Genomic DNA, 25,376 nt, shown 5'->3' on the forward strand with positions numbered 1-25,376 from the left:
GCGCCGGAGCGATGAGGCCGGGATCGAGAAAAGCCGCGCGCGGGAGGCTTTGCGCTTTCCGAGCCCGGGCGGGTTCTCCCGTCCCGACCCCCTTTCGCGCGCTCCGCTCGAGTTCGCGAAGCATGAATGCCTCCCGCGCTTCCCCTCATGAAGGCGACGGACCAGGCCACCGCAAGCCTAAAGCCACCTGCCAAACGGCGGGGCCGTAAAGACGCGTCCGCGAGAAGCCGACAGGCTCGCAAGGCAGACGCGAACTCTTCGATGCAGGCGTGAGTGCCTCCGGAGCCTGACATCCTTCGATCCCCTCCTATATCTCCCGTCATGGCGTTGCGCTCCACCGACATTCTCACCCAGACCCCGCAAGGGCTCTATTGCCCCCTCGGCGACTTCCACATCGACCCGGTCCGGCCCGTGAAGCGGGCGCTCATCACCCATGGCCATTCCGATCATGCCCGCTCCGGCCACAGGACAGTGCTCGCCACTCGGGAAACCCTGCTCATCATGGCCGTGCGCTACGGCGAGGATTTCGCGGGGAGCACGCAGGAAGCCACCCTCGGCGAGAGCATGAAGCTCGGCGATGTGACGGTGCGCTTCACGCCCGCAGGGCATGTGCTGGGCTCGGCACAAATTACCATCGAGGCGGGCGGAACCCGCGTCGTGGTATCGGGCGATTACAAGCGCGCGGAGGATCCCACCTGCCTTCCTTATGAAGTCGTGCCCTGCGACGTGTTCATCACGGAAGCGACCTTCGGCCTTCCCGTATTCCGCCATCCCGACACGCGCGAAGAAGTGCGCGAGCTTCTCGATTCTGTTGCGCTGTTCCCTGAGCGCACGCACATCGTCGGCGCCTATGCGCTCGGCAAGGCGCAACGTGTCATGGCGCTGCTGCGCGAGGAAGGTTACGACCAGCCGATCCATCTGCACGGCGCCATGGAACGGCTGACGGAATTCTACAAATCCGAGGGCGTGCCGCTGGGCGATACGCCGAAGGTCATCGCGTCCGAGCGCTCGAAGCTCGCGGGCGCCATCGTGATCTGCCCGCCCTCCTCCATCCAGGATCTCTGGTCGCGCAAATTCCCCGATCCCGTTACGTGCTTCGCCTCCGGCTGGATGCGCGTGCGCGCCCGCGCCCGGCAGAAAGGCGTCGAGCTACCGCTTGTGATTTCCGATCATTCCGATTGGGACGATCTGTGCCGCACGATCCGCGAAACCGGCGCCGGCGAAGTCTGGGTCACGCACGGCCAGGAAGATGCGCTTGTACATTGGTGCACCATGCACGGCATCAAGGCGCGGCCGCTCCACATGCTGGGCTACGGCGATGAAGGTGAAGCGGAGGAAACAGCATCGACGGGAGGCGAAGCATGAACCGCTTCGCCGCACTCCTCGACCGCTTGTCTTATGAGCCGCGCCGCAACGCGAAGCTCAGGCTCATCATGGATTACTTTCGGCACACGCCCGATCCAGAGCGTGGCTATGCGCTGGCGGCCATGACGAACGCGCTCATGTTCAAGGAAGCCAAGCCCGGCCTGATCCGTGGCCTCGTGGAAGAGCGCACCGATCCCGAACTGTTCCGCATGGCGTACCACTATGTGGGCGATCTTGCGGAAACAGTGGCGCTGATCTGGCCTGCGCCGGGACATGAGAACGTTGCGCCCATATCAGACGATACGCCTGCCATCGGTCACAACAATCCGCCGCCGCATGTGCCCACATTGACGGAGGTGGTGGAAACGCTCGCCACCACGAGCAAGAGCGATCTGCCTGCGAAGGTCGCGGGCTGGCTCGATGCACTCGATGAGACAGGACGTTGGGCGCTGTTGAAACTCATCACACGCGAATTGCGCGTCGGCGTCTCCGCGCGTCTTGCGAAAACTGCTGTGGCGCAGCTCGGTGGCTTCGAGCCCGATGACGTGGAGCTGATCTGGCACGGTCTCGAAGCGCCCTATGAAGATCTCTTCGCCTGGGTCGAAGGACGCGGACCCAAACCTGAATCCGGCAATCCCGCGCCCTTCCGCCCGCCGATGCTCTCTCATCCGCTGGAGGAAGAGGATTTCGTAAAACTCGATGCATCCGATTTCCTCGCTGAATGGAAATGGGACGGCATTCGCCTGCAGGCAGTCTCGGGCCATGACTCTCATGGCAAACCGGTGCGGCGCATCTATTCCCGAACGGGCGAGGATGTATCGCGCGCGTTTCCCGATCTCGTGGAAGCTTTGACTTTCGAAGGCGCCATCGACGGAGAATTGCTGATCGTGCGCGAGGGCCTGGTGCAGAGCTTCAACGTGCTGCAGCAACGCCTCAACCGCAAGGCCGTGACGCCGAAGCTGATTGCGGAATTTCCGGCTCACTTACGCGTCTACGACATTCTGACCGAAGGCGAAGAAGATCTGCGCGATCTTCCGTTCGCGGAACGTCGCAAGCGCCTCGAAGCGCTCGTCGCGCGTCTCGACAATCCGCGCATCGATCTCTCACCCATGGTGCCGTTCGAGACATGGGACGATCTCGCCACTGCCCGCGCCAATCCCGCTTCAGTCGGCGCAGGTCCCGATGCGGATGCGATTGAAGGCTGCATGATCAAGCGCGCGAACAGCCCGTATCTTCCCGGACGTCCGAAAGGCTATTGGTACAAATGGAAGCGCGATCCCTATCTCGTCGATGCGGTGATGATGTACGGCCAGCGCGGACACGGCAAACGCTCGTCGTTCTATTCCGACTACACCTTCGGCGTCTGGCGTGATGGACCGAACGGCGAAGAGCTGGTGCCGGTCGGCAAGGCCTATCACGGCTTCACCGATGAAGAACTCGTGAAGCTCGACCGCTATGTCCGCAACCACACGGTCAATCGCTTCGGTCCCGTGCGCGAGGTGGAATATGGACGGGATCGCGGGCTCGTTCTGGAAGTGGCTTTCGAGGGGTTGCAGCGCTCGACGCGGCACAAATCGGGCGTCGCCATGCGCTTCCCTCGCATCAACCGCATCCGTTGGGACAAACCTGCCGCGGAGGCCGACCGGATCGAGACCCTGGAAAAGATCCTGGAGCGGGGCGAAAAGGAGATCCATCCGTTGAAGGATCAGGAGGCATGACGATGCTGAATGTGGAAACCCTCTCCGAGGGCAGCGTGACCCAGCAGGTGAACGGGCGGCTCCAAGTTACGACCGACGGTCAGGGCCTTGTGGAGATCACGGAGGCCGTATCGCGCTGGGTGTTCGGCACCGGCATCCTCCATGGATTGCTGACAATCTTCTGCCGCCATACCTCGGCCTCCCTGCTGATCCAGGAAAATGCCGATCCGGATGTGCGCCTCGACCTGATGAAGGCCTTCGACCGGCTGGCTCCTCGGGAGGCGGGCTATGTTCATACGACCGAAGGCCCCGACGACATGCCCGCCCATATCCGCACCGTTCTCTCAGGCGTTTCCTTGAGCATTCCCGTGCTGGAAGGGCAAATGGCCCTGGGCACCTGGCAGGGGCTGTACCTGGCGGAGCACCGGGACAGGCCGCACAGCCGCGATGTCATTCTTCACCTGATCGGAGCGTAATCCACATCTCCGTATGTTACCGTATACCATCCGGCTCACTTTACCCTAGAATAACCGTAGTCTTTGATTGCCGCCTTGCTATTTCATGAGAGATGCGGCTAAGGCTCACAAAAGCTCTCGTGGGAGAAGGCAGTAGTGCAGGGTCAAAACACCACGATCATCATCGCCGATGACCACCCGCTGTTCCGTGGCGCGCTGAGGCAGTCCGTTGCCTCCATCATGCCCCAGGCCAAGGTCATTGAGGCCAGCGGCATGGATGATCTCAATGCCTCGCTCTCTCAGGAGCGGGACGTGGACCTCATCCTCCTCGATCTGACGATGCCAGGCGTCCAGGGGTTCTCCGGCCTCATGTCGCTCAGAGCCCAATATCCCGAACTCCCGGTCGTGATCGTCTCCGCCACGGAGGAGCCCAATGTGATCCGCCGGGCCATGGATTTCGGCGCCTCGGGCTTCATCCCGAAATCGATCAATATCGACAGCATCGGCGGCGCCATCCAGGCGGTGCTGGCAGGCGATACCTGGACCCCGCCCGACGTGGACCTCTCGGCCGCCGAGGATGTGGAGACCGCCGATCTCGTCCGGCGTCTGGGCACCCTCACCCCGCAGCAGGTCCGCGTGCTGACCATGCTGTCGGAAGGACTGCTCAACAAGCAGATCGCCTATGAGCTCGGCGTGTCGGAGGCCACGGTGAAGGCCCACGTTTCGGCCATTCTCGACAAGCTCGGTGTCGACAGCCGCACCCAGGCCGTGATCGCGGCTTCCAAGATCGGCGTGACCCAGCGCCCCTCCCCGGCCGGAGCCGATTAAAGCGCCTCCACGAAGGCATCGATCCGCGACAGCGCCTGCTCGCTCATGGCGCTGTCGAAGCGGATGAACACATGGCAGCCGCCCGGCCAGATTGCGAGATCGGCCTTGTTGCCGGCAGCCGCGTAGCGCGAGGCCATGAAGAGCGTGTCGTCGAGCAGCATGTCCCTGGTGCCCACCGAGAAAAGAGCGGGTGGCAAGCCCTTCAGGTCGGCATAGAGGGGCGAGACGTCCGGATCGGTCCGGTCGCCCACATGGCCGACGAAGTTGTCAGCGAAGACCCGCACATCATTGGTGTTGAGGATGAGGCGCTCCGCCCCCCAGTGCCGGACGCTCGGGGTCAGGTTGAGGTCGTAGCAACCCGCAAAAAGATTAGCGCCCCGGAAGGGCTTGAGGCCATGCCTGTCGCGCAGGCGCAGCATGGTCACGGCGGAGAGATGCGCGCCTGCCGATTCGCCGCCGATGAAGATGCGGGATGTGCCGAAGCGGCTCTGAGCCTCGCGGAGCACCCAAAGAGCCGCCGCCTCGCAATCGTCGGGACCTGCCGGATAGGGATTCTCGGGAGCCAACCGGTATTCCACTGACACCACGGCCAGACCGCAGCGATCCGCCATGCGGTCGAGCCAGGGGTCCTGCTCGTCCGAGGTGCCCCAGGTCCAGCCGCCGCCATGAATATGGAAATAGACGCCCCGTGGATTGTCGGGGGCGATGATCCGCAAGGGGATCGGCCCGGCCGGCCCGTCGATCTCGATCACCTTGGCCTTGGAGCTCGGGGTCATCAAAGGAAACGGCCCCAGCCCCTGGCGGCGGCGTTCGCGCACGAGGGCCGGAGGCACGGACATGGGATCGGGCAGAGCCGCAAGCTTGGCCACGATATCCGCATTCTGGGCGCGGATTTCCTCGCTGATTACGGCGGGGTCGAAGAGAGCGGGGTCAATCATGGCAAGCTCAGTGGGTTGCGTTCATCATCAGCCCTTGCGATGAAGCACACGCAACAAGTGACGTCCAGTTACGCTTTCAGACGAGATTGAGGATATGTCCAACCTAACCCGGTTTCTCGGCGGCTCGCCCGGCGCGGTGCTCGTCAAGCTGATTTTCCTGTCCCTCCTCGTCGGCGCCTTCATGGCATTCCTCGACACCAATCCACTCAGGCTGATCGAGGGCCTGTTCGACTGGATCAGCTCCATTCTGGATCTCAGCCTCGAGACCGTGAAGGAGGTCGGCCTCTGGATCGTCTATGGCGCGGTGATCGTGGTGCCGCTCTGGCTCCTCTCACGTGTGTTCAGCCAGAACTGAGGGAACAGAACGATCATGGACGGCTCCTCCACCACCCATCGCCCGGAAGTCTCTCACCGGCGCATGCTGGCTCTCGCGCTTCCGATGACCCTGTCGCATGTGACGACGCCCCTGCTGGGCCTTGTCGATGCGACGGTGATCGGGCGGCTCGGTGAAGCGCACCTCCTCGGCGCGGTCGCTCTCGGCGCTGTCATCTTCGATTTCGTGTTCTGGAGCTTCGGCTCGCTGCGCATGGCGACCGCCGGCCTGACCGCTCAGGCCACGGGCGCGGGCAACAAGCATGAGGTGGATCTCACGCTCGCCCGCGCCTTCCTGGTGGCGGGGATCACGGGCCTTCTGCTGATCCTGCTGCAATGGCCCATCGGCATCTTCTCGTTCTATGCCGCAGGCGCCAGCGAGGCGGTGACGGGGGCACTTTCGACTTACTTCTTCATCCGCATCTGGGCCGCGCCCTTCACGCTGGCGAACTACGTCATTCTCGGCTCGACACTCGGCCGTGGACGCACGGATCTCGGCCTGCTCCTGCAGGTGGCGATCAATGTCGCTAATATCATTCTGACGGCAGGTCTCGTGCTGGTTTTCCATCTCGGCATTGCGGGTGCCGCCATCGGCACTGCCATTGCCGAGGTGCTGGGCGTCGCTCTCGGCATCGTGGTGCTGCGCCGCCTCGGCTCGAACCCGCTTGCGGTGGCGTGGCACGAGGTTCTGAACCGCGCTGCGATCCTGCAGACGCTCGCCATGAACCGGGACATCATGATCCGCAACGTGGCGCTGATCCTGGCCTTCTCGATCTTCAGCGCGCTCGGCGCACGCTCCGGCGACGTGACCCTCGCCGCAAATGCTGTGCTCTACAACATGTTCCTGATCGGCGGCTATTTCCTCGACGGCTTCGCCACCGCTGCCGAAACCCTGTGCGGCCAGAGCATCGGCGCGCGTGACGAGCGCGGCTTCCGCCGTGCCATCCATTTGAGCCTCGGCTGGAGTCTCGGCTTCGGCCTCGCCGTCTCGGCGATCTTCCTGATCGGCGGTGGACTCTTCATCGATTTCGTATCGACCAATCCGGACGTGCGTTCTTACGCGCGTGAATACCTGATCTTCGCAGCCCTCACGCCGTTCTTCGGTGCCGCCGCCTTCGCCTTCGACGGCATCTATACCGGCGCCACATGGACCAAAGCGATGCGCGATCTCATGGTGGTCGCCTTCGCCGTTTATGGCGGTATTCTGCTGGCGGCCGGAAATCTCGGCAACACAGCGCTCTGGATCGCGCTGCTCATCTTCCTGGGTGCACGCGGCATCGGACAGGCCGCGCTTTACCCACGCCTTGCAAGAAAGACGTTTGCCGCCCTCACCTGAGGGCGGCTTCGCTCAGAACCTTCCCTGCGCGATGTCCTGCGCATCGCGCCCTGTTGCATGGGCGAGAGAGGTTCTCTCCTGCTCGAGCTTCAGCGAAAGGCCGCGCTTGATATCACCGATGAGGCCCGGGCCTTTGTAGACCATGGCTGAATAGAGCTGCACGAGGCTGGCGCCCGCGCGGATCTTCGCCCAAGCCGCATCAGCTGAATCGACGCCGCCCACACCGATAAGCGGAATCCTGCGCTCGACGCGCAGATACGTTTCTGCGAGGATCTTGGTGGATGGCACGAAGAGCGGCTTGCCAGACAAGCCGCCGGTTTCCTTCGCGAGAGATCGCTCCTTCAGGGTCTCGGGCCGCGCGATGGTGGTGTTGGACACGGTGAGCCCATCGATGCCGCGCTTGAGCGTGGTTGCCACGATGGCGTCGAGCGTATCGAGCGAGATATCCGGCGCGATCTTCAAGAGAATGGTTGTCTTCTTGCGCCCTTCATCGGCTGCGTTGCGCGCCTCAATGCTGCGCGCGAGCAGATCGTCGAGAAATGCTTCACCTTGCAGATCGCGTAGGCCCGGCGTGTTGGGTGAAGAGACGTTGATGGTGAGGAAGTCGACGAGACCACAGAGCGTCTGGATGCAAGTGACGTAGTCGGCGATGCGATCGGCGGAATCCTTGTTCACGCCGATATTCACTCCCACGACGCCGGGACGGCCGAGACGTCGCGAGAGGCGTTGCCGCGCAGCCTCCAACCCATCGCTGTTGAGACCGAAGCGATTGATCACGGCCTCATCCTGCGGGAGACGGAACACGCGAGGACGCGGATTGCCCTCTTGAGGCTTCGGCACAACGCCGCCGAGCTCCACGAAACCGAAGCCGAGCGACAGCAACTGATCCGGCACTTCACATTGCTTGTCGAAACCCGCAGCGAGACCAACCGGGTTAGGAAAGTGGCGGCCGAATACATCGATACCAAGGCGTGGATCATCTTTCGGAGCGGGCGCCGCCGGCATCAGGGACAGGCCACGGATCGTCATCTGATGCGCTGTTTCCGCATCCAGTGCGTGCAATGCAGGTTTCGCCAGGGAGAAGAGCGCGCCGATCATGAGTTGAGATCCGGAAATACATGGCGGCCATCGGGACCGATTGGCAGCGGCTTTACCCACAGGACGGCGGACAAGGCAAGCGGCGCATAAAGATGGGGAAAGAGATCGCCGCCTCGGGACGGCTCATAACGCAAGGTTGGACCGAGCCGATCCGCATCGATAGCGATCAGGAGCAGATTCGTTTGGCCGGCAAAATGCTTTTCCGCCGTTTCCTCCACCTGTTTTTCCGTGGAAAAATGGAGGTATCCATCCTGTATATCGATGGGCGCTCCCGTAAAGGAATTGACCTTCTCAGCTTCTTCCCAAAGGATTTCAGAGCAAATTTTGTAGATGATGTGCATGGATTGTCGATCGCTACACGCTGCTTCTGGAGCAACTCTGATTAGACATATTGTCCCACAGGGTCATTGCATGTTGCACGAGCCATAGAACAACCTTAATTCCTAGGCATAAGTTCGCTTTCAGTTTTGATTTGCTCCTTTGCGAAGGTTAGTACGATGTTATCTCACGAGCGCGTTTGGGCAGCCATTGATGCACTGGCTTCCCGCCATGGAATGACTGCCTCAGGGCTGGCACGCAAGGCCGGACTCGACGCGACCAGTTTCAACAAGTCGAAACGCGTGAGCCCCGAAGGCCGGGAACGCTGGCCCTCGACGGAATCCATCTCCAAGATCCTGCGCGCCACAGGCGCGACGTTGGAGGATTTCCTGCGCCTCGTCGAGCCCTCGGGCTCCCTGCGCCGCTCCATGATCCCCATGATCGGAATGACCCAGGCCAGCAACGGCAAGATCATCACCGACGAAGGGCTGCCCGCAGGCGGCCCCGGCTGGGACGAGATCGAATTTCCCGATTTCGGACAGGAGAAGGTTTTCGCTCTTGAAGTGACCGGCGACAGCATGGCGCCGCTCTATCGCGACGGCGATGTGCTGATCGTCTCGCCGACGGCAAGCCCACGCAAGGGTGACCGGGTGGTCGTGTGCACCACGAAGGGCGAGATCTTCGCTCAGGAACTCAAGCGCCGTTCAGCCAAGACACTGGAACTGGCCGCCCTCACCTCGGACAGCGAAGAAAAGGCGATCCCCGCTGAGGAGATCGCCTGGACAGCCCGCATCATGTGGGCGCGTCAGTAACAGCTTTTAGGCAGCGCGCGTTTTTAGGAAGGCCTCGTGCTCGCGCACGAGGTCGCCAGCCAGCGCCTTCGCGATCAGAGCGCGCGTTCCCTTCACGCCGTAGAGCGCCGTGAACGAGCCGAAGCGGGGACCGCGCGGCTCACCAAGCAGCACCTGATAGATCGTGTTGAACCACTCGATGGACACGCCCGGACGCTCGGGCGTGGCGCCCTTGGCTTTGAAGTCCTGATAGCGCGGCTCGACGCGGCCGACATTGTAGATCTCTTCCTGGATCGCTTCCGCCGTCGCGGGACGCTCGCCCGCCTCGAACGAGGCCAGCACGTCGCTCAGGCGCTTCAGCGAGGCAGCCTCCACTTCGTCCGCCAGACGATAAGTTTTCTGCGGCTTCACGAAATCCTCGAAGTAGCGCACGGCGCGCTTCACGAGGCTGTCGAGGCGCGGATGCGTCTCGGGCGAGACACCCGGCGCGTAACGACGGATGAAGCCCCAAAGCACCGCCGGGTCTTCCGAATTCGCCACCGCCACAAGGTTGAGAAGCATAGAGAACGAGATCGTCGTGCCGGGCTGATTGCCACCACCCGACGACACCAGTTCCGGTACCGGCGGTTCGCCTGCATGCAGGTGCCAGACCGGGTTCATCAGGCGCGTCTTGGCATCCTGCGCCGGATACTTCTCGAGGAAGGTCAGGTAGTCGTCCACTTGACGCGGGATCACGTCGAAATAGAGCTTCTTTGCCTCGCGCGGCTTGTTGAACATGAAGAGTGCCAAGCTGTCCGGCGTACCGTAGGTCAACCACTCGTCGATGGTCAGGCCATTGCCCTTGGACTTGGAGATCTTCTGGCCCTTCTCGTCGAGGAAGAGCTCGTAGTTGAATCCTTCCGGCGGCAAGCCGCCGAGCGCCTTCGCGATCTCGCCAGAGAGCTTAACGCTGTCGATGAGGTCCTTGCCCGCCATTTCGTAATCAACGCCGAGCGCAACCCAGCGCATCGCCCAGTCGGGCTTCCATTGCAGCTTGGCGTGACCACCCGTCACCGGCGTCTCGAAACGCTCGCCCGTTTCCGGATCGCGCCACACGATGGTGCCCGCATCGAGCTTGCACTCGTCGATGGCCACCTGCATCACGATGCCGGTCTTCGGATGGATCGGCAGGAAGGGCGAATAGGATTGCTGACGCTCCTCGCGCAGCGACGGCAGCATGATCGCCATCACCGCATCGTAACGCTCGAGCACGGTCAGAAGCGTCTTGTCGAAGACACCCGCCTTGTAGCACTCGGTCGCCGACTTGAACTCGTAATCGAAGCCGAAGGCGTCGAGGAATTCGCGAAGACGCGCATTGTTGTGATGGGCAAAGCTTTCATGCGTGCCGAACGGATCGGGCACCTGCGTGAGCGGCTTGCCGAGGGCCGCCGTGAGCAGCTCCTTGTTCGGGACATTGTCGGGCACCTTGCGCAGGCCGTCCATGTCGTCCGAGAAAGCGAAAAGCCGGGTCGGGATCGTATCGCCCGTCAGGATGCGGAAGGCATGGCGCACCATGCTGGTGCGGGCCACCTCGCCGAAGGTGCCGATATGCGGCAGGCCCGAGGGGCCATAGCCCGTCTCGAACAGAGCCTCCTTCTTGCCCATCCGTTTGAGCCGTTCCACGAGCTTGCGGGCCTCTTCGAAAGGCCAAGCATTCGCGGTTTGAGCGGCTTCAACGAGAGCGGGGTCGAGGGAAATGGGTCGGGACATGGGCCTTGCTTTGAGGAAAGATGCTTCCTGAAGCGCGGCACACTAGGGACGTCACTCCCAAGGGTCAATGCGGTTTGCGGCTCAAGGACGCCGCAAATCCGGCTCTAGTAAGGGCTGACGGGGAAGAAACGCAGGTAGAGTTCGGCGTATTTTCCCTCTTTCCAGAGCTGCTGCAGGGCATAATCCAGGGCGCGACGGATATTGTCGTCCTCAGACCGCGCGATGAAGCCGATGCCCTCCCCGAAGAAGCGGCTCTCCAGATAGGGACCGCCGGCAAATGCGCAGCATCCTCCCGCATCCTCGCCGCCGATCCAGAGAGCAAGGCTCACGCCATCGGCAAAGATATACTCGACCTCTCCCGCCTTGAGCGCGGCTTGGGCAGCCGTCAGTTCCGGGTAGGGCTTAAGGGTGGCCCCATGCATGAAGGCCTTGGCGAAAGCCTCATGGGCAGAGCCTTCCAAGACGCCGATGGTTTTGCCCTGGAGCGCGCTTGGCGTAAAGGCCGGCATGTCCTTGACCTGCTTCGTGACCAGGCGCGCGGGGATCTTAAAATAGGGGGCCGTCACCGTGAAGCGCTTCCGCAGATCGGCTGTGATCGGGATAGCGGCGGCCACCACATCGCCCTGCTTCTCACCGAGAGCGTTGAGCAACGTATCGAACCGGCGCACCTGAACGGTGCAGGTCAGGCCCAGCCTCTCACAGGCTGCCCGTGCGAGTTCCACCGAGAAGCCGGTCGGAGCACCGTCGAGGCCCGTGAAATGCAGGGGCGGAAAATCATCGTCCACCAGAAAGCGGATGGTTCTCCCGGCTGGCAGATCGGGACGGTCGAGGGGCGCCTTGGGATCCCAGAAATTGGGGATCATGACGGACTGAGCCTGGGCGGCTCCTGTCGCCAACAGAAACATCGCCGCCGATGCCGTTAAGGCAACCTTGATCTTGCGCCTGAAGCGGGCAACAACCGATACAATATATCTCATTTGAAGATGATGCTCTCTTGTCAGCTGCCCAGCACAAGCCACGAACACGCCTCGGGAGCGTTCATCGCGCATGAGGCAGGGTCTAGCGGAGGCAAGTCAACAGTCAACTGCGCTGCCCATCGAGATCGGCTTTCTAGCCCATCAAGGCTACCCGCCACAGGTCCTGCGCGATGCCGCCATGATCGCCGAAATATCCGGCGTTTCGGCGGATGAGGCATTGCTCAAGCACGGGCTCGTCGAAGAAGAGGTCTTCTACCGCGCCCTGGCGAACGAACTGCACCTGCCCTTTCTCTCGGCCCCACGCCTGGCTAAGGGAGCCCGCTATCCGGAAAGCATCCTGACCGGCGTGGCTCCCTTGGCCCGGGGCAGCACCTTCGTGACGGCACCGCAAGGCAGGATGCTTGCTCATCTGCTCCGGAGCCGACAGCCGGCCCGGAACCTTGCGATTACGGCGCCGTCGTTCCTGGAGAAAGCCGTTCTGTCTTCTCAAGGCCGTCTCATCGCTCATCGTGCGGCCTTCGCCTTATCTGAATCTGCACCCGGACAGTCGTATCATGGTGGAGCAAGCATCCCTCAGATTGCAGGCGCCTGCGTAATCGCGCTGCTCGTTTCTTTCTTCCTGGTTTTCAGTCCGAGCATCAGTCTCTCTTTCTGCGCTTTGCTGTTGAGCCCGCTCTTTCTCTGCATTGTCGTGCTGCGGCTGGCTGCATCGCTGGTGAGCAATCCCTTACGGCCCATTCTTCATAACCGGGCTGACGACGCGAGCCTGCCGGTCTATACGATCATCATTGCGCTTTATCGGGAGAGGCGTGTCGTCTCGCGCCTTATTGCCGCTCTCAAACGGCTCGACTATCCATCGGCCAAGCTCGACATCAAGCTTGTTCTGGAAAGCGACGATCACGAAACGCCGGTTGCGCTCAATGCCATCGATCTTCCGGGCAACATCACGATCATTACCGCGCCACCTGGACAGCCGCGCACAAAACCGCGCGCGCTGAACGTTGCCCTTCCCCTCGCGCGCGGCCGCTTCATCACCGTCTATGATGCGGAGGATATGCCCGACCCCGATCAGTTGCGGATGGCGGTTGCGACCTTCTCACCCCTGCCTCGGAATGTCGCCTGCCTGCAGGCGCGGCTGACGATCGACAACACGGACGATTCCTGGCTCACGCGGCTTTTCACCATTGAATACGCAGCTTTGTTCGACGTGTTCAATCCGGGCCTCGCAGAGATTGGAAGCCCTATTCCGCTCGGCGGAACGTCCAACCATTTCCGAACCGACATTCTCAAAAGCATCCATGGCTGGGATGCGTGGAATGTGACGGAGGATGCAGATCTTGGCCTGCGCCTCGCGCGTTTGGGCTACGGCGTCTCGGATCTTCCCTCTTCGACACTTGAGGAAGCTCCGATCACTTTCAAGGCGTGGCTCATGCAGCGCACACGCTGGATGAAGGGCTTCATGCAAACGGGGATCTGCCATTCGCGTAACCCGATATCCTGCCTGTCGCAGTTCGGTTTCTGGAAGTTCTACGCAAGCTTTTCTCTGACAGCCGGCGCTGTGCTGAGTGCTCTGCTCTATCCATTCTGCACGGGTTTGCTCTTCGCGATGTGGCTACTGGACCATGCACATACGCCCTGGAGCGCACTTTGGTATGCAGGAAGCCTGACATTGTTCTGTGCAGGCGTGGCATCGATCTTTATTCCTGCCTGCATCGCGCTGCACCGCCGACGCCTTTGGCGGCTTCTGCCCTGGGTATTGATGCTGCCGTTCTACTATGTTCTCGTGAGTCTTGCGGCATGGCGTGGGCTTTGGGAACTCGCGACAGCACCATTCCGATGGAACAAGACCAGCCATGGCTTGGCACGAACGTCGCGCTCTGGCCTGCTTCAGAAGCACCATGCCAATGTGGTCAGAACCAGATCGTTGAAAATCGCGCCGCCGTAATGCCACCAGAGAAGGCTGCCGGATCCCACAAGACATAGGACGGCCCCAGCAACGAGCGCAAAGCCCGCGCGCCGCTCCATGGGATTGGATTGTTCCGTGCCAATGCTCATCGAGGCTCCGCTCCGTTTCACCAGGGCGGTGCATCATAAGCCAAGTGGGAATAAAAAACGAGGCGGCTCACGCCGCCCCGTTTGAAAGATTGATCAGGCAGCGGCTGCCGCCTTCTTGGTAGGCCAGCCGAGCTCTACGAGGCGAGCCTTGGCGAAGTCGCGGATCTCGTCGCGGATGCCCTCCGGCAGGGCGCTCAGAAGCTTCTGCGTATCGGCATGAAGCATGAGATCGGTGACCGCGTTGATGGTCTTCGCCTTCTTGATCTTCTGCTTCAGTTCGTCCTCGACATTGCCGCTGGCCGTAACCTCGACCTTGGTCTTCTCGACCTCGGTGCGCTCAATCTCGGCAGAGGGCTCGGCATAACCTGGACGGCTCTGCTTGAACTCGTCGGCTTCTTCCTCGGAATAGACGAAGCCGTGAAGCTCGATGAGCTTGAGAATGACACGGTCCTTCGCGCGCTTCTCCGCCATCGCATAAACATAGGCCGCCTGCTTGCCGGAAACGCGATAATTCACGCCCACCAAGGCTTCGCCGATCGACCATTCGATGCGCTCGCCCATGCGACCGGTCACCTGGATCACCGCCTCGTCGCGCTCGGCACGGATGATCTTTGGTTCGTCGAAGATGATCTTGGCCTGAGCGGCAATGCGCTCCAGCGTCTTGTGATAGATCACCGCCGTGCCTTGAACACGCCAGACATTGCCGGCCATCGGTTCATCGAATTTTGCAAGCACCTCGGCGATTTTCTTGTCTGCTGTACTCATCTCGATCCTATCTCTCTCATGCCCACAAGTAACGGCCTCACGCCCTTCTAGACGCCTCTTCTGGTGGCCGAGACGTTCGTTATTTGTTCTATACCAGATTTCGCCATTCGGGTCTAATCGCAGCCTCTCGACGAGGCGCAAATTTGAGTGTGAAATCAAAACCTTAAGGTAGCGTCATTTTGACCCATTAGTGATCTTGCGGGACGCTCGCGACCAAGCCTGCGAGACACTTTTTGCACCTTCTGCTTATTTGACTTTAGGGCATCTGTTCTTTATTTGTTCTGAAAGCAATAGCAGGGATTGATCCATATCAAACGGCACAGCGCCCTCTCCTGCCCAACCCGCCATCACCTTGGAGGCCCGATGTCAGCGCCAGCGATCCTCGACCTGTCCGACCGACACAGCGAGCGGCGCCAAGGAACCCGTCGGACCCAGAAAAAGCCGGCGACGCCGCTGACGCGCAACACGCTCATCGCCGATTTTCTTTCCATCTGCGAACTCGACTCGGAGATCGAGTCCTTGCGCGCACCCGCCGATCCGGCAACGTTCGTGGTTGGAGACCGTGAAATCGAACATATCGCCGATTTCGAGATCATCCGTGACGGGCAGTCTCTTCTCGTCGACGTGCTCACAGATGACGATCTGTTGACCCATCCGCTACGCACGGCGGCGATCCACGGCCTCACCGCCGAGGACGGCCGGCACTTCTCCATCGAGACCGCAGCCAGCATTCGCGCCGAGCCACGCTTTACCACGGTCCGGCTCATCACCGCCTGCCGGCGTACTCCCGTCACGGCAGGCGATCGCGTGCGCGTTCTTCATCAGCTCGACGAGGTCGGCGCCATGCGGCTCGTCGATTGCGCAGGAGCGGTGATGAACACGCAGGACGGCGTCGCCGCCGTTCTGGCGCTTGCCTGCGAGGGTTTGATCGCGGTCGACATCAGCCGCCCGATCCTGCCCGAGACTCAGGTGCGCCGGCGCCGCCTGCCCTATACGGATCCGTTTGCGTTCTAAGAATTCGCGTGCCGCTCCACCGCTTCGCTCAGGAGCGAGCGGACGATGGCGCGCACCGCATCGGGTATATTGTCAGCTGCGAACTTCGCCTCGATCTCATCACGCACGATGGATCCGTCGCCGCTGCGCTTCAGTTCGGTCGAGGATTCGGCCTGGAGCAGCGTCACGAAGGCGCTCTCCACCTCGCGCGCCACCACGCCACCATCGGCCGCATCTACGATCCGCCCTGTGAGGTCGAACACGTTGCGCTCGTGAGGCAGTTCCTGTGCCTCCAGCTCGCCGCCCGCATCGAGGATCCAGGCGCGCGGAACGTGATCTGCCAGATCCACCGACTGGCGATTGATGTTGCCGGGATTGAGCCAGCGCGTGCGCCCGGCCATCACCGCCTTCTGAGTCTTGTGGATGTGCCCATTGACGAGAACGTCACATCCCTCGACGGCGAAGGGAGGAACGGCGCCGGGATAGCCGCCATCGAAGGCGATGTCGTGATGCGTGAACCAGGCATGCAGATCGACGCCCGTGAAGGAGCCGCGCGCATCCGTGGGAATGGCTTGGCCATAGGGCGTCATGCCGATGCCGATCCGCCGCGTGCCGATGTGAAATTCCGCGACCGGAGCCGAAGCCGCTGCGACATCCACGACATCGCACAGCCCCAACAGCGCCAGCGTGTCGCCATCGGTAAGCGTCGTATGCTGGATGTCATGATTGCCGACATTCACGAGCGGGCGATGGCGAAAACCCTTGAGGATGCGGATGAGCTGATTTTTGAGCGCTTCGTCGGGTTCGACAGGCCTGTCGAATAGATCGCCCAGGATCACCGGCGCAAGCCCTCGCTCGTTGGCAATCGCCACGCAGCGTTCGAGCTTGCCGAGAACGGCCTGAGGCCACACGGCATCCTTGCGACGCCCCGGTCTGCGCGAGCCCACATGCGGATCGCCGATGACGAGAAGGCCGTTGCAGGTGACAGGCTGGAGACGGTCCCCGGACAAGATCATGCGGTCAGCCGCTCCGACGGTGTGGAATGAGAAGAATGGGCGTGGTGGTCGAGAAGATTCTCCGCACTCACCGGCGAGCCGCAGGTCGGGCACAGACCGCCTGTCTCCTCGACAAGGCGCGCCATCTCGGTCTGCACGGATTGTAACCCTTCGTCGATCTGCGCCATGAGTCCCTTAGCGATCAGAGCGGCGCTCCGAAGATCGCCGAGCCGCTTGAGGATGTTTTGCGCCGATGCCGTGTTTTCAAGAGCAGGAGCCGCCTCGGGCAAACCTTTCAGGGCAGTCAGTCGCGATTTACTCGCTGCCAGTTCCCTGCCGAGTTGCAGAACCTGTCGCCCGATACGCTCACGCTCACGGGCATGCTCCACGCGGCGTGTGAGATCGGCCAACTGATCCGGCTGTGGCAACAGGCGTGTTGCTGCAGCCCGCGCCTGAGCCATCGCGAGCTGGCCCTTCAGGCGCGAGAACTGCGATGCGTGATCCTGGAGGCGCTCCAGGCGCTCCGCCGCCCTGTTGATCTGCTGTCCTTGAGAACGCAGCGAAGCGAGTCTGCTCTTCAGCACAGGAATCTCGTCGTAGCTCGCAAGCGCTTCCTGGAGCGCAGCCAACTCGCGCTCCCCGTTGCGGACCGTCGCGTTGTCGCGAGCGCAGCGTTCGCGATGAATCACGAGCATATCGCGGATATAGCTTGCCTCCTGGCCGATGGAGAGAACGGCAGAGCGGCGCGATGCTGTTTCGCCAAGCAGGAAGACGGGAAATTTCTGATGTGCCACATGCACGTCGAGATCTTCTACCTTGGTGATGCGGAAGAGATCGCCGACCCAGTCCGGCACGTTGCGCCCACCGGTCTCGTAGCGCATCCCCTTCTCCTCCACGACCGAGCCATCCGCTTCGTGGAGCGACCAGATATTGACCGGCGAGCGGCGCGGCTGCCGCGAGAAGCGCAAAACCCTTCTGCTCGCCATGCCGATCTCGACAATGGCGGATTTCGCGCCGGCCCTCACCAGACTGTCGCGCGCCTCGCCATAGAACACCGCCCTCAAGGCACGGATGAAGGTGGATTTGCCTCGATTGTTCGGCCCGATCAGCGCATTCACGCCAGGGCTCAAATGAAGCGTCGCGTCTTTGTAGGCCTGAACGTCGACAAGACGAATGAAGCGCAGGCCCGGCTGCGTATCGTCCCAGGCGGAACCCGTATCGGCGGATTGCACCGCGACACCCGACGCCGGTTCGCCAGTGATGCGTGCGATGTGGAACTTGTCGGAGAACTGCGACAGGTCATGATGCGAAACGGCAAAGCATTGCACGCCCAGCCGCGCCGCGCCGTCCTCCAGAACCTTGTAGAAGGAAGACACGCGATCGGGCGCAATCCAGCAATCGGCCTCGTCCAGCGCCAGGAAACGCGCCACATCGGCCTTCACCACGGCGATAAGGCGCAAGGCCATGCCGATCACATTGGTCAGCGCACCGCCATTGTCCTCCAGCACATCCTCGAGCGTACCGTCCGGACGGCGTACGCAGATGTCGAGGGCAGCCAAGCCCCGCTCGGTGGAAAGCTCCAGCGCCACCGGCTTCTCACCGGGCAGAACTTCCTGCACAAGCGCTGTCAGCAGCGTCTCGAAGGCCGCGAGATTACGGCGGCTGGCGCTGCCATGCACGGCCTCGATGAAGGCCTCGACGTCGTCCTTGACGGCGAGGCGCCCTTTGGCGAGTTCGATCTCCCTTGTCAGCCCAGAGACGCGCTGAGCCGTCGCATCCCGCCGCCCTTCGAGGCGCGCCAGAGACGCTTCCGCACGTGCGACATCATGATCGATGGAGCGATCCATCAACGCTCCTCTCCGAGCTGCCGCAGCCGCGCTTCCACATCGCGCAGGGCTGCGCCGAATTCTTCGACCAGCTTGGCGTTCTGCGAAAGCGCCGCTGCGATGAGGTTTTGGATTTCCACTTCGTCATCCGTGCCGAGTTCTGTCTTGGCGAGCCTCTGCGCCTCTTCCAAATCGCGCGCCAGACGTTCGACTTCGCCTTCAGCGCGGATACGTTCCGCACGAAGCTTGTCGAAGGTTTTTCGCAGGTCTTCGAGACGCCTTAGGCTGTCCGATTCCTGGCGTGACAGGCTCGTCATGAGAAACGACTCCGCTACAGATGAATGGTCTAGTTTCAGTTTAGAGCGGCGATATTTCGTCGCAACTTCTTCGCCTTATTTCGCTCTGGATTAAGGAGGATCTCTTCAATCCTGCCTTCCAGACCACCAGATAAGATCAGTTGCTCCGAGATTACAGTCCCACTGCGTGAACTTTGCTTGACACATTACCGTTCGTCATTATGTTCTTGTTTTGTTCGCGCATCAAGCAAATCCTGCTTCGCGCGGCGCGTCGGAGACACCAAGGCTTCGTTTGAAAGGATGCCGGCATGAGCGTGATGACGGATATGCGTCCAATCTTCGAGAACGAGGAATGGCTCGTGACGGAGGAAGGGCTCGAGCACAAGACGACCGGCTACTTCATCGAGCGCGAGAGCATCGGCCAGCGCCGCGAGGATAGTTTGTGGACTTGGCCGTTGCACATGGCGGAGAAAAGCTGGTGCGTGATGGCGCCATTTGCTGAGGCGTTTTCGTGCGCGGCAGCCGTCTACCATATCGAGACCGGGCCGGAACTGGCGCAGACTTTCAAGGTCGCGCGCTGCGAGATTTCAGCTTGGCCGCAGATGCAAAAAGAGCCCAAAAACCCTGCTCCTATAGTGTCGGAAACCTTGCAGAAAACCACTTCTCTTCCCATCTCTCTACAGTCGGGAACATTCGAAAAACCCTTGCAGGACGATGGTTTTCGCAAATTCGACGAAAGTTGGCGCATGCGCGGTCAGACAGGCGCGCGTCCCTTTTCAGCAAGTCCGCGTCTTCGCTCCGCCCGCTATGTCATGGAGAGAAAAATTTCTCCCGCGTGGCAGGCGCCTTATCGGATTCGCAGGACTGGAACCAAGCTCGTCCGGCTGCTGCAGGCAGCCTGGAATATAAGGTGATGTGAATGCCAAGCCTAGGGCACGGTGAGAGATCTTTGAAAGGCTGGACGACGCTGCAGCGCGATGCGTCCGGCATGGATTTCTCCGCGCCTGAAACAGCCGATGATTTTGCACAGAGCGTTATCGCCACCATCTGCCATGCAAGCGTGACGGCAGGTGTCGGCCGCCGCACTTTCGAACGCTGCATGCGTGCACTGGAGTTCGGATCAACGTCCCGCATGGCCTTTCGCCATCCGGCGAAGGCTTCGGCGATCGATCAGATCTGGAGTGAGCGCGAGCAGCTCTTTCACAATTACACCGTGAGCCCGGACAAGCTGCGCTTTTTAAGCACACTGCCCGGGATTGGCCCGGTGACGAAGCATGCGCTGGCGCGCCGTCTTGGCCTTCATGCCGAGATGAGCCGCAAGGCCGTCGCATGAGACAGAAATAACAAGAGGTTCAGCCCATGGCCAAGGTTCGTGCAAGTGATGTTGGATTCTGCGTTGTCGACGGCAATGCTAATGTGATCGCAGACAATCTCGTTCACCGCATCCGTGAAGCTGCCGGGGATATGGAATCCCAGGTCAATCGTCTTTATCGTGGCCGGCAAGCCTATGATCTCAGTGCGGGCACGAAGGCTGACCTCGAAAAGGCCATCGAGCAGCTGACCTATATGGCGCGCACTCTTCGCGAGGTCCACAAAGAACACTCGAAGGTGGTCTATCTTCAGGCGGCAGAGTAACCTGATCTTCAGAGCGGCGATTCTCTCGCCGCTCTTTTTTGCGCGATATAATCCCCTTCCTTGTTTTTCCTTTATCGTCCGAGCTGAGCCTTATTCTTCTCTTGAGTTTTCCCGAGAACAAATGTAGAACAATAGATGATGCCAATATCGGGCAGGAGAGTACAGCAGACCCGGATTTGGTTCGGGAGAGAGCAAGGGAGATGCCGTTATGGCAGGCAGTGTGAACAAGGTGATATTGGTGGGCAATCTGGGGCGTGACCCTGAGGTGCGGCGCCTGAACAACGGCGAGCCGGTGGTGAACCTGCGCATTGCCACCTCGGAAACCTGGAAGGACAAGGCGACCGGCGAGCGCAAGGAAAAGACCGAGTGGCACTCGGTGGTGATCTTCAACGAGAACCTGGCGCGGGTAGCGGAGCAGTATCTGAAGAAGGGCTCGAAAGTTTATGTCGAGGGCCAGCTTCAGACGCGCAAGTGGACCGACCAGCAGGGTGTCGAGAAGTACTCGACCGAGGTGGTGCTGCAGCGCTTCCGTGGCGAGCTGACGATCCTGGACGGGCGTTCGGGCGGCTCCTCGTCGGAATACGGCGATGAGGAAGGCGGCGGGCAGATCAGCCGCGGCGGCGATTTCGGCCGCTCGTCCCCCATGGAGCGCAGACCCGAGCCAGCGGGTGCAGGGTCCCGCCGCAGCGATTTCGACGACGACATTCCGTTCTAAGCACCCCAAACATGCTTCTAGAATCCGGGCTTCACGCCCGGATTTTTTGTAAGCTCTAATCACTCGCTCAGAACTCTGCGGAGCTTTTGTGGGCGGCCTGACGCGAGCGTTGCGCGCGCTCGATTTCCCGCAATTTGCGAGCCCTCTCCTGAAGCTCTTCGCGGCTTGGCCACCACCATCCTCTCTCAGCACGGATGGCAGAATTCTCCGGCTCCTGCGAGGGCTTGGCGCGGTAGAGTTCATCGAGATGGGGCATGCGCCATCGGGCCCAGACAAAGCGCTCGCGATCAACCTTGGCATGAGGATAGATGGTGGCATCCAGCGCCTCTTCGACGACGTGGTCTTCAACGTCATCGAACACGACTACTCCCCACGGCAAAGTCGCGAGTGGCGTATCCAGCGGCGGGAGATCATCGCCCGGAACGGGATAGCGCCTGCGACGTCGTTCCGCCTGGAGCGGGTCCGGCGACACATATCCCTGCTGTCGTCTCTCTTCCCGACGCTGCCGTCTCGCCTCAGGCTCGTTGCGGCGCGCGGCCTCCTCGATCATAGGCCAAAGGCGGCGCAGCGCATCGTAAGAGCGGAACGGCACGTGCCAGAGCTTCTCATTGGGGCTCCAATGCGCCCACGGTATGGAGCGAAGAGCCTCGACGATGGTCTGTGAATAAGGCGTACGGATTCTCAGATCCTCGCCGATGCTCAAATAAGAACTCTCCAGAGGCTCGAAGAGATAGGCATCGCGCCCTTTGTCATCTGCATGACGGTCCAGGGTTTCGAGTTCCTGCGCCATCCAAGCATTCAGCCTTTTCACCGCAGTAGTTCCGGGCACAAACCAGCCGCTTTCCTCGCCTCGCCAGCGAGCCCTAGGAAAGGCCTCGCGGAAACGCCTGACAAGGTCACGGTCATAGGGGAAACGTGCGAAAGCACCAGGCTTCTCGCCATCCGAGAGCGTCACCTGAAAGGCTGATGCGAACTCCATCGAGAATCTCTGCAGGCTTTGAAATTAAGAAAGTCCTGCAATGACAACAGCCTATATCTGAAATGGATCCTGCCTAGAGACCTTGGCCATTGTCGAACATCAAGAGCATATCAACGCTGGCGCTTCAGCGAAGGGATCAGCCGCGCTCAAGCTAAAGATCCGGCAAGATGCAGAACATTATCTCCAATTACTGGAGCGTGAGACGCACGATCGGTCGATGACTTCGGCCAAGTACGTGGCTCCGCAACTGCCGAGTCCTGCGGCATCCGGCTTGAGGCAAACAGCGCAGCCTCGACCCGATTACGGACCCGCAGCTTCTGAAGAATGTTGGTGAGATGATGCTTGATCGTCTTCTCGCTTAGATCGAGCGTATTGCCGATCTCCTTGTTGCTGCGCCCCTGAATGAGGATGGAAAGGATTTGCTGTTCGCGAGGCGTAAGATGAGGCAGTCGCTCCTTGCCCTTCATGTCGCCAACGCTGGAGCGATTGGTATGCATCAGCAGCTTTGCAGCAAGACTTGGCGATAGGAAGCTCTGCCCCTGATGAAGAGCCCGCACGGCCTGGACCAGCTCGGCTCGGCTTGTCCCCTTGAGAAGATAGCCGCGAATTCCACTTCTCAACGCCGTATGAACCTGCTCCTCATCCACCGCATCGGCGAGAACCATGATCGCGGCCTGAGGATTACTCAGGCGGATCGATTCAATATGCGTCATACTGGAAATGAGAAGACTGGCATCTATCACAAGGACGTTCGCATTGTACTCATGGATAATGCGGAGGATGTCCAAGCTAGTTGCACCTTGGCCAACTACTTCCAGATCGGGCTGCGAATTGAGGGCAAGGACGATCCCATCTCGAAAGAGAGGGTGCGGATCGATAACCCCGATACGAATGCGACTCTCCATTGGAACCCCCCGCTCCAATATGGCCTTCAACACGATGACAAGGAAGATATCTACTGACGGTTCAATATCTTCCTGTCACCTTGGAAGAATATCGAAGCCAGCTAAGCATGGGCAATATCCTTGGTTGTGGGGGAAAGGATTCTTGCGTCTCTCTTAGGTACTACTCCAGAGGAGTAGATATTCAAGAAAACGCTCAATGGTCGGTAGCAAATCTTCGCTTATGCCCGCCGATCCGCGATACGCTCCGCCGCGAGCATCGCCGCTTCCACGCGATTTCGGACATTAAGCCTCTCCATGATCGTCGTCACGTAACCTTTGACGGTCTTCTCCGTGAGCCCGAGTTCATCCCCGATCATCCTATTGCTGAGGCCGCGCAGGATTAGCATCAGAACTTGTTCTTCACGGTCGGAAAGCTCAGGGAAGCGGTCGTTCGGCTCAACAGGATCGTTTTTCTCTGTGTTCCTCGACATGATGAGCTGCATGGCAAAACTAGGCGAGACATAACTCTGGCCTTTGCTGACCATGCGAATGGCATTCACCAGCTCCGAACTGCTCGTCCCCTTGAGGAGATATCCGCGTGCACCTTTTCTCAGAGCGCTTCGTACATCGTCCTGATCATCCACGACGGTCAGCATCAGGATCTTTGTGGGCGATGCTCTCGCCGCAATCTTGGCGACAGCGTTGATGCCGCCACCAGGCATGTTCATATCAAGCACCAGAACATCGGGAGACTGCTCGTGGGCGAGCTGATATGCGTCGCTGGCGGTTTCACCCTGGCCGACGATCTCCATGTCCGGCTCGGCCTCCAGAGCAAAAATCACTCCGTCCCTGTAGAGGGGATGATCGTCGACAACGCCAACCCGGATCTTACGCTGCATCCATCTCTCCTGCTGACAGAGACAAGCACGCCTTGAAGCTCGTTCCAACGCCCGGAACGCTCTTTATGATGACGATTCCGCCAATGCTTTCTATACGATCACGGAGGCCGCTGAGGCCCAAGCTAGGTGTCGGCGCGATACCGGAACCCTTATGGATCCCCGGCCCATCATCCGCCACTTCTATCGTAATCCTTGCGCCGTCCCAGCTGGCGTGGACGCGTTGCCCAACTCCATCGGCATGTTTGAAGGTATTATTGAGACATTCCTGCACGAAGCGGCACAGCGCGATCTTGACGAAGTGAGGAGCTTCCTGCGGCACATACGCGATCTGGCGCGAAACTGTCGTTCCTGTTCGTAGTTCATGCTGACGAATCATCAGAAGCAAGGCTTCGTCGAGAGACAATTTCTCGACTTCCGGAAGAAGGAGGCCCTTGCAAATGTTTCTGATGTCCGTAAGCGCATCTGACAAAGCGCTGCGGATCTTCTGCAGATTGTCTTGCTCCCTCTCACTTCCTTCTACACGGCCAAGGCGCAGCAGAGCCAACCCGACAAGCTGGGCCACACCATCATGCAGGTCGTATCCCATCCGTCTCATGAAACGCTCGTTGTTTTCCGTTGATTTCTGCGCAGCCTTTTCTATGCGACCTTTGAGAGAACGGTTCTCATGCAGAAGTGCCGACAATTGCGCGACGCGCTCCACCAAGGCGACGCGCTGCCGGTCGATCGTCTTACCCGCATTCGCGACGATGATGAACAAGCAACCCATCATGTTTAGCGTGATCACTGCTGTTGTGATCCACGTCTGCCATTTGGATGCTGTGAGTTCGGTTTTTATGACATCCGCCCGTTCATGAAACTCCGCGACAGCTATGACATGGCTGGTCTCTAAGTCGTAGATCGGTACAAAGACCTCGAGCAGTGGCACTCCCTTAGCGCGCTCGCTCGCGTCCTCTTCATAGGCGAGTCCATTCAGCTGTACTTTGACGGCTCCTGCCCAGGCCTGCCGTGGATAGGGGTTGAGAGGAAATTTCTTTCCGATGAGATCAGGCTCGCTGCTGTAGACGATGAGCCCGTCCCGTTTCCAGATTCTGAGGGACGTGACGTTTGCTCGAAGATCCGGTCGGTCCATAACCCGATTCAGATCAAGGATGCTTTGTTTCGACAGAACATTCCCCGATGCGAGTTCCTGGAGATGAGGAGCAATATTGCTATTGACGGAGAGTGCCATGGAAACGGATTTCAATTCCGCGACGCTTTCCTCGATCTGCGATGAAACCCAGGCGCCCATCGCAAGCATACCGACGATCATGACGCCGAAGGCTACACACAGGAACTGATTGATGAGGCTCAAGCCCTGTCTGGGCAACGTCTCAGGGGGCGCTTCGCGCATTGTATCGCAGGATAAATCCA

26 protein-coding genes are annotated in these 25,376 nt (G+C 60.4%); 13 read left to right on the forward strand and 13 right to left on the reverse strand.

Features of this window, described 5'->3' with window-relative positions; translation table 11 throughout:
* Window positions 1-321 precede the first annotated feature (321 nt).
* The 4 genes from MJ639_RS17460 to MJ639_RS17475 all read left to right on the forward strand — a co-directional run bounded on the left by MJ639_RS17460 (window position 322) and on the right by MJ639_RS17475 (window position 4,345).
* Window positions 322-1,365, forward strand: coding sequence for a ligase-associated DNA damage response exonuclease (locus MJ639_RS17460; protein WP_243375608.1), 1,044 nt, complete (start codon window positions 322-324; stop codon window positions 1,363-1,365).
* Window positions 1,362-3,083 carry a cisplatin damage response ATP-dependent DNA ligase gene (locus MJ639_RS17465; RefSeq protein ID WP_243375611.1) on the forward strand — a complete coding sequence of 574 codons (1,722 nt, stop codon included), beginning with the start codon at window positions 1,362-1,364 and terminating at the stop codon, window positions 3,081-3,083. Before MJ639_RS17460 ends, MJ639_RS17465 begins: the two co-directional genes overlap by 4 nt.
* Window positions 3,084-3,085: 2 nt before the next feature.
* Window positions 3,086-3,538: a secondary thiamine-phosphate synthase enzyme YjbQ gene (locus MJ639_RS17470; protein ID WP_243375659.1), complete on the forward strand. Its 453-nt coding sequence runs from the start codon at window positions 3,086-3,088 to the stop codon at window positions 3,536-3,538.
* Between the two features lie 135 nt (window positions 3,539-3,673).
* The gene (locus tag MJ639_RS17475) at window positions 3,674-4,345 is read left to right on the forward strand and encodes a response regulator (protein ID WP_243375614.1); all 672 of its coding nucleotides are present in this window, start codon (window positions 3,674-3,676) and stop codon (window positions 4,343-4,345) included.
* Here MJ639_RS17475 and MJ639_RS17480 read toward each other — a convergent pair.
* Window positions 4,342-5,283: an alpha/beta hydrolase gene (locus tag MJ639_RS17480; RefSeq protein WP_243375617.1), complete on the reverse strand. Its 942-nt coding sequence runs from the start codon at window positions 5,281-5,283 to the stop codon at window positions 4,342-4,344. The genes MJ639_RS17475 and MJ639_RS17480 overlap by 4 nt on opposite strands.
* A 94-nt stretch (window positions 5,284-5,377) precedes the next feature.
* Between MJ639_RS17480 and MJ639_RS17485 the strand changes: the two genes are divergently transcribed.
* Together MJ639_RS17485 and MJ639_RS17490 are read left to right on the forward strand one after the other, a co-directional pair.
* Window positions 5,378-5,638: a DUF6460 domain-containing protein gene (locus MJ639_RS17485; protein WP_243375618.1), complete on the forward strand. Its 261-nt coding sequence runs from the start codon at window positions 5,378-5,380 to the stop codon at window positions 5,636-5,638.
* 15 nt (window positions 5,639-5,653) lie between these two features.
* The gene (locus MJ639_RS17490; RefSeq protein WP_243375620.1) at window positions 5,654-6,991 is read left to right on the forward strand and encodes an MATE family efflux transporter; all 1,338 of its coding nucleotides are present in this window, start codon (window positions 5,654-5,656) and stop codon (window positions 6,989-6,991) included.
* A 12-nt stretch (window positions 6,992-7,003) separates the two neighbouring features.
* Here the strand turns inward: MJ639_RS17490 and MJ639_RS17495 are convergent, their stop codons facing one another.
* Together MJ639_RS17495 and MJ639_RS17500 are read right to left on the reverse strand one after the other, a co-directional pair.
* Entirely contained in the window at window positions 7,004-8,089 is a 1,086-nt protein-coding gene (locus tag MJ639_RS17495) for a quinone-dependent dihydroorotate dehydrogenase (RefSeq protein WP_243375621.1), read from the reverse strand.
* Window positions 8,086-8,430 (reverse strand): DUF952 domain-containing protein, encoded by a 345-nt coding sequence (locus tag MJ639_RS17500; protein WP_243375623.1) that lies wholly within the window; start codon window positions 8,428-8,430, stop codon window positions 8,086-8,088. Before MJ639_RS17500 ends, MJ639_RS17495 begins: the two co-directional genes overlap by 4 nt.
* A gap of 156 nt (window positions 8,431-8,586) precedes the next feature.
* Here MJ639_RS17500 and MJ639_RS17505 point away from each other — a divergent pair, with 156 nt between their 5' ends.
* Window positions 8,587-9,219 carry a helix-turn-helix transcriptional regulator gene (locus MJ639_RS17505; RefSeq protein WP_243375625.1) on the forward strand — a complete coding sequence of 211 codons (633 nt, stop codon included), beginning with the start codon at window positions 8,587-8,589 and terminating at the stop codon, window positions 9,217-9,219.
* 6 nt (window positions 9,220-9,225) lie between these two features.
* Here the strand turns inward: MJ639_RS17505 and MJ639_RS17510 are convergent, their stop codons facing one another.
* Both MJ639_RS17510 and MJ639_RS17515 read right to left on the reverse strand, forming a co-directional pair.
* Window positions 9,226-10,947: a lysine--tRNA ligase gene (locus MJ639_RS17510; RefSeq protein ID WP_243375627.1), complete on the reverse strand. Its 1,722-nt coding sequence runs from the start codon at window positions 10,945-10,947 to the stop codon at window positions 9,226-9,228.
* Window positions 10,948-11,051: 104 nt separating this feature from the next.
* The gene (locus tag MJ639_RS17515) at window positions 11,052-11,852 is read right to left on the reverse strand and encodes a transporter substrate-binding domain-containing protein (protein WP_243375661.1); all 801 of its coding nucleotides are present in this window, start codon (window positions 11,850-11,852) and stop codon (window positions 11,052-11,054) included.
* 142 nt (window positions 11,853-11,994) lie between these two features.
* Here MJ639_RS17515 and MJ639_RS17520 point away from each other — a divergent pair, with 142 nt between their 5' ends.
* A complete protein-coding gene (locus MJ639_RS17520; protein WP_243375628.1) occupies window positions 11,995-13,869 on the forward strand; it encodes a glycosyltransferase in 1,875 nt (624 codons plus the stop codon).
* Between the two features lie 203 nt (window positions 13,870-14,072).
* On the opposite strand, the gene MJ639_RS17525 is transcribed toward MJ639_RS17520, so the two are convergent.
* Window positions 14,073-14,744: a trna delta -isopentenylpyrophosphate transferase gene (locus MJ639_RS17525; RefSeq protein WP_243375630.1), complete on the reverse strand. Its 672-nt coding sequence runs from the start codon at window positions 14,742-14,744 to the stop codon at window positions 14,073-14,075.
* A gap of 363 nt (window positions 14,745-15,107) precedes the next feature.
* Here MJ639_RS17525 and MJ639_RS17530 point away from each other — a divergent pair, with 363 nt between their 5' ends.
* Window positions 15,108-15,758, forward strand: a complete 651-nt coding sequence (locus tag MJ639_RS17530; protein WP_243375631.1) for a hypothetical protein — start codon at window positions 15,108-15,110, stop codon at window positions 15,756-15,758.
* On the opposite strand, the gene MJ639_RS17535 is transcribed toward MJ639_RS17530, so the two are convergent.
* Genes MJ639_RS17535 through MJ639_RS17545 form a run of 3 tightly spaced genes read right to left on the reverse strand, consistent with a single transcriptional unit; the run spans window position 15,755 to window position 18,875 of the window.
* The gene (locus tag MJ639_RS17535) at window positions 15,755-16,753 is read right to left on the reverse strand and encodes a metallophosphoesterase (protein ID WP_243375633.1); all 999 of its coding nucleotides are present in this window, start codon (window positions 16,751-16,753) and stop codon (window positions 15,755-15,757) included. The two genes, MJ639_RS17530 and MJ639_RS17535, sit on opposite strands and share 4 nt — an antisense overlap.
* Window positions 16,750-18,579, reverse strand: coding sequence for an AAA family ATPase (locus MJ639_RS17540; protein WP_243375635.1), 1,830 nt, complete (start codon window positions 18,577-18,579; stop codon window positions 16,750-16,752). The genes MJ639_RS17535 and MJ639_RS17540 overlap by 4 nt, the downstream gene beginning before the upstream one ends.
* Complete coding sequence (locus MJ639_RS17545; protein ID WP_243375637.1) at window positions 18,579-18,875, reverse strand: hypothetical protein; 297 nt, start codon at window positions 18,873-18,875, stop codon at window positions 18,579-18,581. The genes MJ639_RS17540 and MJ639_RS17545 overlap by 1 nt, the downstream gene beginning before the upstream one ends.
* Before the next feature lie 287 nt (window positions 18,876-19,162).
* Here MJ639_RS17545 and MJ639_RS17550 point away from each other — a divergent pair, with 287 nt between their 5' ends.
* The 4 genes from MJ639_RS17550 (at window position 19,163) to MJ639_RS17565 (ending at window position 21,204) form a co-directional block, all read left to right on the forward strand.
* Entirely contained in the window at window positions 19,163-19,768 is a 606-nt protein-coding gene (locus tag MJ639_RS17550; protein WP_243375639.1) for a hypothetical protein, read from the forward strand.
* 74 nt (window positions 19,769-19,842) lie between these two features.
* Window positions 19,843-20,187, forward strand: a complete 345-nt coding sequence (locus MJ639_RS17555) for a hypothetical protein (RefSeq protein WP_243375641.1) — start codon at window positions 19,843-19,845, stop codon at window positions 20,185-20,187.
* Window positions 20,188-20,213: 26 nt separating this feature from the next.
* Window positions 20,214-20,489 (forward strand): hypothetical protein, encoded by a 276-nt coding sequence (locus MJ639_RS17560; protein ID WP_243375643.1) that lies wholly within the window; start codon window positions 20,214-20,216, stop codon window positions 20,487-20,489.
* Window positions 20,490-20,697: 208 nt separating this feature from the next.
* Entirely contained in the window at window positions 20,698-21,204 is a 507-nt protein-coding gene (locus MJ639_RS17565) for a single-stranded DNA-binding protein (RefSeq protein ID WP_243375644.1), read from the forward strand.
* A 67-nt stretch (window positions 21,205-21,271) separates the two neighbouring features.
* Here the strand turns inward: MJ639_RS17565 and MJ639_RS17570 are convergent, their stop codons facing one another.
* The 4 genes from MJ639_RS17570 to MJ639_RS17585 all read right to left on the reverse strand — a co-directional run bounded on the left by MJ639_RS17570 (window position 21,272) and on the right by MJ639_RS17585 (window position 25,356).
* Window positions 21,272-22,183 carry a hypothetical protein gene (locus MJ639_RS17570; protein ID WP_243375646.1) on the reverse strand — a complete coding sequence of 304 codons (912 nt, stop codon included), beginning with the start codon at window positions 22,181-22,183 and terminating at the stop codon, window positions 21,272-21,274.
* A gap of 146 nt (window positions 22,184-22,329) precedes the next feature.
* Window positions 22,330-23,088, reverse strand: coding sequence for a LuxR C-terminal-related transcriptional regulator (locus MJ639_RS17575; RefSeq protein ID WP_243375648.1), 759 nt, complete (start codon window positions 23,086-23,088; stop codon window positions 22,330-22,332).
* A 218-nt stretch (window positions 23,089-23,306) separates the two neighbouring features.
* Window positions 23,307-23,966, reverse strand: a complete 660-nt coding sequence (locus MJ639_RS17580) for a response regulator (RefSeq protein ID WP_243375650.1) — start codon at window positions 23,964-23,966, stop codon at window positions 23,307-23,309.
* The gene (locus MJ639_RS17585; RefSeq protein ID WP_243375652.1) at window positions 23,956-25,356 is read right to left on the reverse strand and encodes a sensor histidine kinase; all 1,401 of its coding nucleotides are present in this window, start codon (window positions 25,354-25,356) and stop codon (window positions 23,956-23,958) included. The genes MJ639_RS17580 and MJ639_RS17585 overlap by 11 nt, the downstream gene beginning before the upstream one ends.
* Between the last annotated feature and the right edge of the window lie 20 nt (window positions 25,357-25,376).

This window comes from Microvirga solisilvae (assembly GCF_022808595.1).
GTDB classification, from domain to species: Bacteria; Pseudomonadota; Alphaproteobacteria; order Rhizobiales; family Beijerinckiaceae; genus Microvirga; species Microvirga solisilvae.